This window comes from Bradyrhizobium australafricanum (genome assembly GCF_020329495.1).
GTDB lineage: Bacteria > Pseudomonadota > Alphaproteobacteria > Rhizobiales > Xanthobacteraceae > Bradyrhizobium > Bradyrhizobium australafricanum.
Window position 1 is genome coordinate 88,348 of sequence record NZ_JAGKJL010000035.1, and the last position, 12,414, is coordinate 100,761.

A 12,414-nucleotide genomic window follows, 5' to 3' on the forward strand; every position below is an offset into this window, starting at 1 on the left:
CAAACGTTCAACTCTCTAGCTAGAATCATCTGTTAACGCCTCGCATCGGATGGGCTTGCTGCTTCGGAGTTTCCCTTTGGCTACCGCTGTCACGGTCACCAAGACCAACGACGCCGACATAGACGGCCTGCTGTCGGGCTACAAATGGTCGGGCCCGATAACCTATAGTTTCCCGGATTCGCCCAGCGACTACGCCAATCCGTACGCTGGCGGCAGCAGCGAGCCGACCACGTCGGGCTTTGCCTCGGCGCCGACCCAAATGCAGGCTGCGATCAACTACGCCATTGGATTGATCAACGGCTACGCCAACGCCAACATCCAATACGCGGGCACGAACGGCGCCGACATCATGATCGCGCAATCGCCGTCGGCTAACCCGACTTCCTACGCCTACTACCCCGGCAATTATGCGTCCGGCGGCGACATCTGGTTCGGGACCCAATACAATTACTCGCTCGCCAAGCTTGGCAACTACTATTTCACGACCGCGCTCCACGAACTCGGCCACGCCGTTGGTCTCAAGCACAGCCAGGAGACCGGCGGAGTTGCCAACGTGGCCGTGCCGAGCGCACATGACGACAGCGAATACACCGTCATGAGCTATCGCAGCTATGTCGGGGCGTCCGCGACGAGCGGCTACACCAATGAGGCCTATGGATATCCGCAGACCTTTATGGCCAACGATATCCTCGCGCTCCAGACGATGTACGGCGCGAACTTCACGACCCAGAGCAGCAACACTGTCTACACCTGGAATCCGACCACGGGGCAGGAGTTCATCAACGGTGTCGGGCAGCTCGCGCCCGGCGGGGGCGTCGGCGGCTCGGCCAACCGGATCTACGAGACTGTGTGGGACGGCGGCGGCGTCGACACCTACGATCTGTCGAACTACACGACGAACCTGAGCATCAACCTCAACCCCGGTGCGTCGTCGGTATTCTCCTCCGTTCAACTAGCCTATCTCGGCGATGGCCATTACGCATCGGGCAACGTCTACAACGCCTATCTCTATAACGGCGACGCGCGTTCCTACATCGACAATGCCAACGGCGGGTCCGGCAACGACACGATCTTGGGCAACGCAATTGGCAACGTCCTGAACGGCGGCTCGGGCAACGATACGATCACCGGCGGCGGCGGCAACGACACCATCTTCGGCGGCTCCGGCACCGACACCGCTGTGTATTTGGGCAACAGGGCGAACTACACAGTTAGCTACAACGCAAGTTCGCAGACCTTCACGATAAGCGACCAGCGCGCCGGTTCACCGGAGGGCATTGATAACGTCACTGGCGTTGAGTATTTCCAGTTTGCCGATCGCACGATCGCGGGCTCCTCGGTGATCCCGCCGATCGTCATCGAAGCCGCCGGCTCGACCAAACTGGACCAGATCGGCAGCAACTATTTTCTCGATCCGGTCAGCGGCGGTACGGGCCCATCAGTCAAATATGCCGGGACGCCTTTTGATGCATCCACTCAGGTCGGAGCCTGGACGCCGATCGGGGCGGAGCAGACGGCAAACGGATATCAGATTGCGTGGAAGGTGATCGGTTCGGATCAGTACTTGGTCTGGAACGCCGACAGCAACGGCAACTATGTCTCCTCTGCGACCGCGGTTGTCTCAGGAAGCAGTACAATCCTTGAAGCATTTGAGAGCAGCTTCCATCAGGACCTCAACGCCGACGGCGTGAGCGGCATACCTGCGGCGAGCGTAACCGTGGTCGAAGCCGCCGGCTCGACCAAACTGGACCAGATCGGCAGCTACTATTTTCTCGATGCGGTCAGCGGCGGTACGGGCCCATCAGTCAAATATGTCGGGACGCCTTTTGATGCATCCACTCAGGTCGGAGCCTGGACGCCGATCGGGGCGGAGCAGACGGCAAACGGATATCAGATTGCGTGGAAGGTGATCGGCTCGGATCAGTACTTGGTCTGGAACGCCGACAGCAACGGCAACTATGTCTCCTCTGCGACCGCGGTTGTCTCAGGAAGCAGTACAATCCTTGAAGCATTTGAGAGCAGCTTCCATCAGGACCTCAACGCCGACGGCGTGAGCGGCATACCTGCGGCGAGCGTAACCGTGGTCGAAGCCGCCGGCTCGACCAAACTGGACCAGATCGGCAGCTACTATTTTCTCGATGCGGTCAGCGGCGGTACGGGCCCATCAGTCAAATATGCCGGGACGCCTTTTGATGCATCCACTCAGGTCGGAGCCTGGACGCCGACCGGGGCGGAGCAGACGGCAAACGGATATCAGATTGCGTGGAAGGTGATCGGTTCGGATCAGTACTTGGTCTGGAACGCCGACAGCAACGGCAACTATGTCTCCTCTGCGACCGCGGTTGTCTCAGGAAGCAGTACAATCCTTGAAGCATTTGAGAGCAGCTTCCATCAGGACCTCAACGCCGACGGCGTGAGCGGCATACCTGCGGCGAGCGTAACCGTGGTCGAAGCCGCCGGCTCGACCAAACTGGACCAGATCGGCAGCTACTATTCTCTCGATGCGGTCAGCGGCGGTACGGGCCCATCAGTCAAACATGCCGGGACGCCTTTTGCTGCATCCACTCAGGTCGGAGCCTGGACGCCGACCGGGGCGGAGCAGACGGCAAACGGATATGAAATTGCTTGGAAAGTTTCGGGCGCCGATCGGCATACCGTTTGGAACACGGACAGCAGCGGCAACGCCATCTCGGATACTATTGGTGTGGTGTCCGGAAGTAGCGCCGCGCTGGAACACTTGGAGCCAAATGTCCAACAGCACTTGGATGGCAACGGAGTGATTGGCATTTCCACGCTTATGATTGCTGTAACCGGCCAGACATCGGTGACTCCATGTCCTGCATCGCAAGGGGCCTGGATCGCAGCTAGCAATGATAGTTTCGTATTTCACCGGGACATCGATGGGGGCGGTGTAGTGAATGCCGGAAGCGCGGAAATTGTCGCACCTGATGGATTTTCTTTGGTCACTACCTGTAAACAGCTGATGGAGCTCTTGCATGAAACGCCGAGCGATCAATCCCACGCCATGTCCGAGTTAGGGAGCGATTTTCATGATGCCGTCATGGGGCGGGATACAACCAACGTACGTATGGCCGACCTGAACACGGGCTACTTCATTGTCCATTAGGCCGTGTGGACAGTTGCCTTAGCCAGAGCGGAGCGGTAGCGATCGTTAAGATGGCGAAGTAATTTCGGGCGGTTTTTCGTAGCGCGTTGCGACGCGCCTGAACCGCTGCAGTTTTGAGAAGCAGCGTTCGATCACGTGACGCTCGGCATGGAGAGGCTTGTTGAACGGATGTTTGATTGCCCATGAGGGGGCGCGATGGCTTGTGTGCCTTTTGCGCCGATGGTTGGGCTTGAGGCGCTTCGCCAGCTTGACCTGCCGTTAGACCGATGGCCGTTCTGCTGCGCGCGCTCGCGTCAGCGCGCGGCTACGACAATTGGCGTACAGGCGCGTCCTGGGATGCGACCGGGCTCGAACCCGGTCACTTCTCGTTCTATCTCTGCATCATCCGGCAGCCTCTACGGCCTCACGGCGGTCCTTGCGCGGCGGCCGAGAGACCTTCGCCACGCGCGCAGGCCCGCCGTGTGATGACGGTGCTCGAGCTGGCGCACGCAGTGAGCCCGGAACGTGCCTGGGTCAGATCGAGCATGCCGAAGCCCGACAGGGCTCGGGATGTGGCGGAAAGGGCATTTAGATACCTCTTGTTTGAACGGGCGGCTTTGGGTCTGTGCTTATCTGCTTTAGAATTTTGACAGGCCTTTCCAATTGTTGCTTGAACGACAAGCCAGGCCGCAAGCAACCAGCATGGTTCCGTGGAGATCGGCTCGTGCCTTTGCTGCGGCCCTGGCCTGGTCCCACGGCTCCCCGCCGTCTGCCAACCCTCGACAATCACCGCGCCGGCTGCTAGCCCGTCGTCATGCCGAATGGGTTTTGCCCTTACGGAAGAGGCACTTGAGGCGTATCGGAGCGATGGACCGAAAGCGGGCATGGCGGTGAAAAAGGGTCCATCCCATCTGCTCGGTAACTCGGCATGGAACGCGACCGCCTTCGCGGTTGCGGTGCTGCTGAACCTCGCGATCCTGCCGTTCGTGATTTTCCGGCTCGGTCTCGCCGCGTTCGGCGTTGCGGGTCTGGTGACGGCCTGTGTCGCGCCGGCGCTGATGTTCAGCAATGCGCTCGGCCTTTCGACGGCGCGGGAGCTCGCGCAAAGGCTGGAACCGTCCGACCACGACCAGGCGCGGCGATTTTTCGCGACCGCTCTCGCGCTTGCCATCGTCCTTGGCGGCCTGATCGCGGCGTTGCTTGCCTTTGCCGGCGCGCCGCTCGCACGGCTGGGATTCCACCTCGGCGGCCCGGCCGCCGACGACCTCGGGCTCGCCTTCGCATTGGCGGGCGCCGGTTGGCTGTTCCAGTGCCTGTTCGCCGTCTTCCTCTCGCTGTTCACGGCGCGTCAGGACTATCGGCGGATCGCGTCGATCAGCATCACGGGCACGGTGGTGACGACGATGTCGATGCTGCTGCTGATCCCGCACGCACCGCGCGCCTCGACCTTCATCGGCTGTCAGGCCTTGGGCTTCGCAACCAATCTCCTGATGGTCGTCGCCTGGTCGCGACGCGCAATCAGTGACTGGCTGGCACGGCCGGCGCTCGATCGCGGCGCGTTGCGTGCACTGGTGAAGCTTGGCGGCTGGCAGGTCGCGGCGCAAAGCGGCGCGCTGTTCGCAGGCCAGGCGGACCGTTATCTGCTCGGCGCGCTGCTGCAACCGCAATTCGTCGGCTTCTACAGCGTCGCGCAGCGGCTGGAGGAGGCTGTCTATATCGGTGTGCTGAAGATCGGCGAGATCTTGTTCCCGTTCTTCAGCACCCTGCAGAGAGAGGATGACGATCGCAAGGTCGACCTCCTGCTTCGCTCGTCCTGGATTCTCAATGTGCTTGCCGCGAGCGCGCTGGGTGGCCTGATCCCGGTCGCAGGCGCATTGCTGCATCGATGGACCGGCGCCGAGGTCGCCGCCGAGGCCCAGCTGGTGCTGGTGGTGCTTGCGATCAGCGGAATATTGGGGTCCAGCGCCAATGTGTTTGCGTTCTATCTGCTGTCGCAGGGGCGCTCCAGTTCCAACGCGCTGATCTCGCTCGTCACGGGCATCTTCACGCTGGCGACCAGCGCCATTGCGCTGCCGTATTTCGGCTGGCAGGCGGCCGGCTGGAGTTCCTGTGTCGGGATGGTTGCGCAGATGGTGATCACGGTGCTGCTGTTGCGGCGTACCTTCAGGCTTTCGGGGATGTGGTCACGGATGCTGCATTTCGTCCTGATCCCGCTCGGGACGGGGATCGCCGTTGCGCTGGCGCTGCGCTCGCAGCTCGGCCATGTGTCATTCGACCAGGCGCCGTCATGGTGGTATGTGGTGTCGCTGTACGGTATGTCGGCGGCGGCGATCTTTGTTGCCGCCGTTGCCGTGTCGCAACTGGGTCCCTACCGCGCCGTCTGCTGGCGCGATCTCCACGTCATCATCACTCGCTTCTTGCCCTTCAAGGCCGTCTAGACATGTGCGGTATCGCAGGCATCGTCAATCTGCGCGGCGCTCCCGTGGAGCCGGCTGACATCTCGCGGCTCACCAATTTGATCGCGCATCGCGGTCCGTTCGGCGAGGGCACCTGGTTCAATGCCAAGCGAAACGTCGCCTTCGGCCATCGCCGGCTCGCCATCATCGATCCAGGCGAGGGTGGCTATCAGCCGATGGCATCAGGCGACGGCCGCCATGTGATCGTCTACAATGGCGAGATCTACAACTTCCTCGAATTGCGCCGCGAACTCGAGGCGAAGGGCGCAGCCTTTCGCAGCCAGTCCGATACCGAAGTGATCCTTGCCGCCTGGCAGGCTTGGGGCGAGGACATGCTGCTGCGCTTCAACGGCATGTGGGCGCTGGCGATCTACGACACGGCCACGGATGATCTGTTCCTGGCGCGCGATCGCTTCGGCATCAAGCCGATGCTGTATGCGCTGTCATCCGAGCGGTTCGTGTTCGCGTCCGAGCAGCGGGCGCTGGCGCGGAGCGGGCTGGTTGAGAGGTCGCTCGATATTGACGTGGCGCGGCGGCTGTTGCTTGATCCGTTCGGGATCGAAGGCAGCGAGCGGACGCTGTTCGCGCAACTGCGCCGCCTGCAGGGCGGCCACTGCATGTGGTTGCGCCAGGGGCGTGTGCAGGTGCGCCGCTGGTGGCGGACCGTGGACCATCTGCCGGCGATTCCGGATACCGAGGCCGAACGGGTCGGACGCTTTCGCGACCTGTTTCAGGATTCCGTCGCGCTGCGGATGCGCAGCGACGTTCCGATCGGGACCTGCCTGTCCGGCGGCTTCGATTCGTCCGCGGTGATCTGCGCCATGGCGACCCATGAGAAAGCCGGCATGGGGCCGCGTGACTCGACCGCCTGGCGGCACGCCTTTGTCGCGACCTTTCCCGGCGCCAGCAATGACGAGCGGCCGATGGCGGAGGAAGCGGCCGCGTGGGCCGAGGTGGCACCGAGCTTCCTCGAGATCGGGCGCTCCGACGCGCTCACCGACCTTGACCGCATCCTCGACGACAATGACGACGTCTATATCGGACTGCCGAGCGCGCCGTGGTTGATCTATCGCGAACTCCGGCGCCAGAACGTCACCGTGTCACTCGACGGCCACGGCGCGGACGAATTGATGGGCGCCTACCTGCAGGAGGGACAGTCGGCCGCATTCCGGATCCGGAACGCAGCAGCCGCGCTCACCTCACGATCGCAGCTGGCGCAACGCGGCATCGACTTCCTGCGCGCGCAGATGATCAGGCGCGAGGGGCACTACTTCCTGCGCGGAGGCGCTACGGCCGCGCCCGCGCCGCTGCCGCTGGTCGCCGAGGATGACGAATTGCCTGATACATGGGGTGCGTTGAACCGGCGCCTGTACCGCATGTTCCATTCGACCACGCTGCCCACCATCCTGCGCAATTTCGACCGGCTCTCGATGGCGCACGGGATCGAGGTCCGCATGCCGTTCATGGACTGGCGGCTGGTCACCTACACGATGGCGCTGCCGGAAACGAGCAAGTCGGCAGACGGCCTGACCAAGGTGGTGGCGCGGCAGGCGATGGCGAACCTGATGCCCGAAAGCATCCGCACCGCGCGCCGCAAGGTAGGCTTCAACTCGCCGATGCCGGAATGGCTGAACGGGCCATTGGCGGGCTGGACAGCAGAGCTGCTCGAGCGGAATGTTCCGGCATTTGCCGAGTTCGTCGACGAAACGCCCCTTCGAAAGGCGGTCGGCCGCTTGACGGCGTCGCAGAGCTGGGATTGGAAGAGTGTCGGCCGGATCTGGCCTTATCTGAACATGAAATGGATGTTGGCAAGGTCCGCGTAACCAATGCGTCTGTTCCAGAATAGCGGTCTCTATCCGTCCTATTTGCCGAGGCTGAACCAGCTCGCGGCAAAGGCGTCAAGTTTCGACGCGCGCCGCGACGTGTTTCTGCACGATCGGTTTGGCGCCGCGCATTTTCTCAAGCCCGTGCTCGACGGCGCAGCTGAAGCCTTCTTCACGAATGGCGACGATGAAGTGCTGCAGCGCCAGTGGGCGCGTGAGCAGGGCATGAAGGAATCGCCGACGCTCGAGGCCATTCTGCTCGCGCAGATCGAGCATCATAGAACCGAGGTGTTCTACAATCTCGATCCGGTGCGCCATCCGAGTGCGTTTGTCGCCAAGCTTCCCGGCTGCGTGAAGAAGACGCTGTGCTGGCGCGCCGCGCCTTCCGGAAATGCTGATCTCACCGCCTATGGCGCGGTGCTTGGAAACTTCCCCTCGATCCTCGAGGCGTGGCGCAGCAAGGGGTGCCGGGCGGAGCTCTTCTTTCCCGCGATCGACCCCGTCATGGAGCAGTACGGCCACGGCGAACGGCCGATCGACGTGGCGTTTGTCGGTGGATATTCGCGGCATCATAGCGCGCGGGGCAGAACCCTCGAACAGGTTGCGGCCCTCGCTGGTGACCGCAACGTCGTGTTCTGCCTCGATGCGTCGCGGCTGACGCGGCTTGCCGAAAGCGCGGTCGGCCGCTTGCTGCCGTTGCACAAGCACCGGCGGCCCGACGCCATCGCGCGCATCGCAAGGCTGCCGCTGTTCGGCCGGGACCTCTACGAGCTGTTCGGATCAGCGAAGATCGTGCTCAACGGCGCAATCGACATGGCCGGCAAGGATCGCGGCAATATGCGCTGCTTCGAGGCGATGGGGTGCGGGGCGCTGCTCGTGTCGGATGCGGGCAACTATCCGGAGGGAATGGATCCAGGGCAGACGATTGTGACCTACGAGGCGGGCAATGACTGCCTCGCCCAGATCGAGAATAGCCTGCGGAACTGGGATGACATGAAGGCCAAAGCCGAGCGGGGGCGGCGAGCGGTGGGAGATTTGTATAGCAAAGAGCGCCAGTGGGTTCTATTTGAAAACCTCTTGGAGCGCATCTAGGAGCAGGCATGCACGTTGACGGTCTCGTTTTCAAAATCAAGGAGATGGCTGACGCGCTTGCATTGCCTGTCTACTTTGCGAGAGGCGGTCGGCCCTGGTCGGTCGGCTATTTTACGCGCAAGAAGAACGCCATTCAGACTGCAATCGACACGGCCGCCGTCCGATCGGGTCGCCCGCTGCCCGAGACATTTGGCATCGGCATCGATGAACGAGTCGTCGAATATCCATGGCTGTTCGACCGGTTGCGCCGCGATGGTGTCCCACTGGGACGAATGCTTGATGCGGGATCGACGCTGAATCACGAATACATTCTCGGCCGCGATCCGTTGCGCAAGGCGGATCTCACGATCATGACGCTGGCACCGGAGAAGCGGTGCTACTGGTATCAGGGCTACTCCTACGTCTTCGGAGATTTTCGCAAGACGAGGTTCGAGGATAGTGCCTTCGACACCATTATCAGCATATCCACGCTGGAGCATGTCGGGCTGGACAACACCATGCTCTACACTGATGATCCGGCCAAATCCGAAACCAACAAGCATGGCTTTGCCGATGCGATGCGTGAGTTTCGACGGATCATGGCTCCCGGCGGACGCTGCCTGATCACGGTGCCATACGGGCGATATGAGAATTTCAAGTGGTTTCAGGTCTTCGACCGGGCGATGATCCAGGCCTTGATCGACGCCTTTGCGCCTTCGTCCCACGAGCTCGAATTCTTCGGCTATGACAAGAGGGGCTGGCGTCGGGCAACGGAGGCCGATGTTGCGAATGCGACTGCATTTGACCCGCATAGCGGACGCGGTCGGCTCGACGACAGGGCGGGCTGTGCGCGTGCTATTGCCTGCATCGAGTTGATCAGATGAATCTCGATTACTGGCTGCAGCGGATACTGGGGCGCGCGACCTGTCGCCTTGGGTCGCATGCCAGGCTGATGCCGACTGCACGCATCCGCAATATTCGCGGTGACAGCGACTGCATCGTCATCGGTTCGAACAGCATTATCCGGGGCGAGCTCTTGACGTTCGCCCATGGCGGGCTGATTGAAATCGGATCATGGTGCTATGTCGGGGAGAATTCGCGGATATGGTCCGCTGGATCGATCCGTATTGGAGACCGGGTTCTGATCGCGCACGACGTCAACGTCTTCGACAATCTGACCCATCCCGTGGACCATGTGGCGCGGCACCGGCAGATTCAGGAGATGTTTACTAGGGGCCATCCGCGTCAACTGGATCTCGATGAGCGCCCTGTCGTGATCGACGACGATGCCTGGATCGGGGCAGGCGTATTCCTGATGCGGGGTGTTCGGATCGGTGCCCGCGCGATTGTGGCGGCCGGTTCGGTCGTCACCGCAGACGTTGCCGAGGACAAGGTCGTCGCCGGCAACCCGGCGCGTGTTGTAAGATCAGTCCTTGAAACTTAGTTTGGCTGGGTCAAACGCATGATCGTCTGGATTACAGGCGCAAACGGGTTCATCGGCCGCCATCTCGTGCACGAGTTGGCGGGGGCGGGCCATGCGGTGCATGGCATCGGACACGGAGCGCTTGACGCAACGGAAGCCCGGCGGCTCGGTTTGCGAAGCTGGATCAACGGTGAAATCGATGCGGCCAATCTCGATGCGCTGGCGGCGGCGCACGGGCTGCCGACGCATCTCGTTCATCTCGCCGGCGGATCGTCGGTAGGCATCTCGATCGAGCGGCCGTTCGAGGATTTCTCGCGCACCGTCGCGAGCACCGCGCGGCTGCTGGAATGGCTGCGCGGATCCGCGCGGGACTGCGCCGTGATCGCGGCGTCGAGTGCGGCCGTCTACGGGGCCGATCATTTCGGCCCGATCGCTGAAAGCGCCACCGCAACTCCGGTGTCGCCCTATGGGCAGCACAAGTTCATGATGGAGCAATTGTGCCGGAGCTACGCGCAGTCATTCGGTATCCGCTGCACGATCGTGCGGCTGTTCTCTGTCTATGGACCCAATTTGCGTAAACAGCTGCTCTGGGACATCTGCTCGCGGCTGCAGGCCAAGGAGCAGACGCTCACGCTTGGCGGGACCGGCAACGAGATTCGTGATTGGACCGACGTTCGCGATGTCGCGAGGTTGCTTGTCGGTGTGGCGGAACCGCCGCCGCAGGAGACCTTCCGGGTCATCAATGGCGGTTCGGGCCGCGGGACAAGCGTTGCCGACATCGCAGCCGGCCTCGTCCGCCAGTGGGGCAGCAGCGCCGTCGTGCGACACTCCGGCGTAAGCCGGCCCGGTGATCCCGTCAGCCTGCTGGCCGACGATGCAATGCTGCGCCAGATCGGGTTCGATTGGTGCATTCCGCTCGATCAGGGCCTTGCCGATTACGTGGCCTGGTTCAAGGGGCAGGCTTCGTGACGCCCCGCCCGTTGCGGTTCGCGTTCAGTCACATTTCGCGACGGCTATGGGCCGGCGGCTACAATTATCAGCGCAATCTGTTTGCGGCGCTTGCCAGGTTTCTGCCCGGCGAATTTGTTCCGATCGTCTTTGCCGGGAACAGGGCCGAGGAGAATGAGCTCGCGGAGCTTGCCGCAATACCGGGTGTCGAGGTCGTTCGATCGGAAGCATTCGATGGACAGCCAGGGTTGGCCGCGGCACTCGGGATCGGTCTGGATCGGGGAGCCGCGGCGGCGTTTCGAGGCGCCGGGATTGATGTCGTCGTCGAATCGGCACGTTTCTTTGGTTGGCGGCTCGCGCATCCGGCAGTGGCGTGGATTCCGGATCTGCAGCACCGCTCGCTGCCGCAACTGTTTCCAACGACGGCACGCTGGCGCCGCGAGCTTGGCTTTCGCATGCAAATCGCCTCGGGCCGAACCATCATGCTGAGCAGCGAGAGCGCGCTGCGTGATTTCAAGGCCTACTATCCAGGCGCAAGAAACAAGGTCTGCGTCGTTCGCTTCGCGACCCAGCCACCGGCCGCGTTCCTGAACACCGACCCGTCGGACGTAATCGCGGAATATAATCTGCCGGCGAACTATTTCTACCTGCCCAATCAGTTCTATCGCCACAAGAACCACCAGCTCGTCGTCGACGCCTTGACGATCCTGAAGGGGCGGGCGATCGACGTGGTGATCTGTGCATCCGGCAGCAAGGAAGACCGGCGCGAGCCGGGCTACTATGATCTGGTAAACTCCGAGATCCAAAAGCGCGGCCTTGAAGCGCAGTTTCGCCACCTTGGCGTTATCCCGCTGCCGCATGTCTACGCGCTGCTGCGCGCTTCAACAGCCCTGATCAACCCATCGCGCTTCGAGGGCTGGAGCACGACCGTCGAGGAGGCGAAGTCGTTTGGCGTTCCAGTGATCCTGTCGGATATCGACGTGCACCGCGAGCAGACCTCAGGTGCCGCCCGCTATTTCGGCGTCGATGACCCGGTCTCGCTGGCGGATCATCTGATGCAGATTTCGGAGATGAATAGCCCTCCGACGGTACGAAACATTGTCCCGCATCAGGACGACAATGTCCGTGCGTTCGCGCGAAGCTTTTCGGACGCTATCCGGCAAACCGCCGTGAGTTGAAGGCCAGCTTCCTGGGGGCGGCAAGACGTGACCCCACGCTACCTCATAAGCGACCACCATGATCGCCGAGCCGGCCATCGACGCTGCTAAGCTTCGCAATTCAGGAAGATAGTACGCATCCGGCGTAGGCCGCAGGCTGGTTGGATCATTCCCGTTGCCAGCGCGTGAGCAGCTTGGGGTTTTCCTTGTAGAACCTGACGAGCTCGATCAGGTTTTCGATGCCAAAGTCGGTGAACGCCTGAACACCATCTTCGCCGACGCCATAGACCCAGATCAGGCCGTCCTCGATTTCCATTTCGATGGCAATGTCGCGCAGCCAATCTTCGTCTTCACCGAGGTCCTTTGCAACCTGGGTTATGATGGTGACGTGATGAACCTTGTTGACGTGCGTGGTCATGCCGCTCGAGCA

10 protein-coding genes and 2 pseudogenes are annotated in these 12,414 nt (G+C 61.9%); 9 read left to right on the forward strand and 3 right to left on the reverse strand.

Annotated features, from left to right (window positions below):
* Positions 1-76: 76 nt before the first annotated feature.
* Positions 77-3,127 carry a M10 family metallopeptidase C-terminal domain-containing protein gene (locus tag J6525_RS27785; RefSeq protein WP_225647035.1) on the forward strand — a complete coding sequence of 1,017 codons (3,051 nt, stop codon included), beginning with the start codon at positions 77-79 and terminating at the stop codon, positions 3,125-3,127.
* Here the strand turns inward: J6525_RS27785 and J6525_RS27790 are convergent.
* Positions 3,114-3,316, reverse strand: a pseudogene (locus tag J6525_RS27790) (hypothetical protein); the annotation flags it as partial. The gene J6525_RS27785 and the pseudogene J6525_RS27790 sit on opposite strands and share 14 nt — an antisense overlap.
* 116 nt (positions 3,317-3,432) lie before the next feature.
* On the opposite strand from J6525_RS27790, the pseudogene J6525_RS27795 reads away from it, so the two are divergent.
* The 3 genes and pseudogenes from J6525_RS27795 to asnB form a co-directional block, all read left to right on the forward strand.
* Positions 3,433-3,513: pseudogene (locus J6525_RS27795) on the forward strand (tripartite tricarboxylate transporter TctB family protein); the annotation flags it as partial.
* Positions 3,514-3,990: 477 nt separating this feature from the next.
* On the forward strand, positions 3,991-5,544 hold the full coding sequence (locus J6525_RS27800; RefSeq protein WP_225647036.1) for a lipopolysaccharide biosynthesis protein: 1,554 nt from the start codon (positions 3,991-3,993) through the stop codon (positions 5,542-5,544).
* 2 nt (positions 5,545-5,546) lie between these two features.
* The gene (asnB, locus tag J6525_RS27805; RefSeq protein WP_225647037.1) at positions 5,547-7,385 is read left to right on the forward strand and encodes an asparagine synthase (glutamine-hydrolyzing); all 1,839 of its coding nucleotides are present in this window, start codon (positions 5,547-5,549) and stop codon (positions 7,383-7,385) included.
* A gap of 75 nt (positions 7,386-7,460) precedes the next feature.
* Here asnB and J6525_RS27810 read toward each other — a convergent pair whose 3' ends face one another.
* A complete protein-coding gene (locus tag J6525_RS27810) occupies positions 7,461-7,703 on the reverse strand; it encodes a hypothetical protein (RefSeq protein ID WP_225647038.1) in 243 nt (80 codons plus the stop codon).
* 33 nt (positions 7,704-7,736) lie between these two features.
* Between J6525_RS27810 and J6525_RS47295 the strand changes: the two genes are divergently transcribed.
* From J6525_RS47295 to J6525_RS27835, 5 genes are all read left to right on the forward strand, one after another.
* On the forward strand, positions 7,737-8,477 hold the full coding sequence (locus J6525_RS47295; RefSeq protein ID WP_225647039.1) for a glycosyltransferase family protein: 741 nt from the start codon (positions 7,737-7,739) through the stop codon (positions 8,475-8,477).
* A gap of 8 nt (positions 8,478-8,485) precedes the next feature.
* Entirely contained in the window at positions 8,486-9,340 is an 855-nt protein-coding gene (locus J6525_RS27820; RefSeq protein WP_225647040.1) for a methyltransferase domain-containing protein, read from the forward strand.
* The gene (locus tag J6525_RS27825; protein WP_225647041.1) at positions 9,337-9,900 is read left to right on the forward strand and encodes an acyltransferase; all 564 of its coding nucleotides are present in this window, start codon (positions 9,337-9,339) and stop codon (positions 9,898-9,900) included. The genes J6525_RS27820 and J6525_RS27825 overlap by 4 nt, the downstream gene beginning before the upstream one ends.
* A gap of 18 nt (positions 9,901-9,918) precedes the next feature.
* The gene (locus tag J6525_RS27830) at positions 9,919-10,848 is read left to right on the forward strand and encodes an NAD-dependent epimerase/dehydratase family protein (RefSeq protein WP_225647042.1); all 930 of its coding nucleotides are present in this window, start codon (positions 9,919-9,921) and stop codon (positions 10,846-10,848) included.
* Positions 10,849-11,075: 227 nt separating this feature from the next.
* Complete coding sequence (locus J6525_RS27835; protein ID WP_225647043.1) at positions 11,076-12,005, forward strand: glycosyltransferase family 4 protein; 930 nt, start codon at positions 11,076-11,078, stop codon at positions 12,003-12,005.
* Positions 12,006-12,150: 145 nt separating this feature from the next.
* On the opposite strand, the gene J6525_RS27840 is transcribed toward J6525_RS27835, so the two are convergent.
* Positions 12,151-12,402 (reverse strand): hypothetical protein, encoded by a 252-nt coding sequence (locus tag J6525_RS27840; RefSeq protein WP_028343985.1) that lies wholly within the window; start codon positions 12,400-12,402, stop codon positions 12,151-12,153.
* Positions 12,403-12,414: the final 12 nt, after the last annotated feature.

Excerpts from the sequence above, each read along its gene's own strand:
- J6525_RS27800 (WP_225647036.1), top strand. The coding sequence starts at position 3,991 with ATGGCGGTGAAAAAGGGTCCATCCCATCTGCTCGGTAACTCGGCATGG.
- asnB (WP_225647037.1), top strand. The coding sequence starts at position 5,547 with ATGTGCGGTATCGCAGGCATCGTCAATCTGCGCGGCGCTCCCGTGGAG.
- J6525_RS27810 (WP_225647038.1), bottom strand. The coding sequence starts at position 7,703 with ATGGCGCACCGGATCGAGATTGTAGAACACCTCGGTTCTATGATGCTC.
- J6525_RS27820 (WP_225647040.1), top strand. The coding sequence starts at position 8,486 with ATGCACGTTGACGGTCTCGTTTTCAAAATCAAGGAGATGGCTGACGCG.
- J6525_RS27825 (WP_225647041.1), top strand. The coding sequence starts at position 9,337 with ATGAATCTCGATTACTGGCTGCAGCGGATACTGGGGCGCGCGACCTGT.
- J6525_RS27830 (WP_225647042.1), top strand. The coding sequence starts at position 9,919 with ATGATCGTCTGGATTACAGGCGCAAACGGGTTCATCGGCCGCCATCTC.
- J6525_RS27840 (WP_028343985.1), bottom strand. The coding sequence starts at position 12,402 with ATGACCACGCACGTCAACAAGGTTCATCACGTCACCATCATAACCCAG.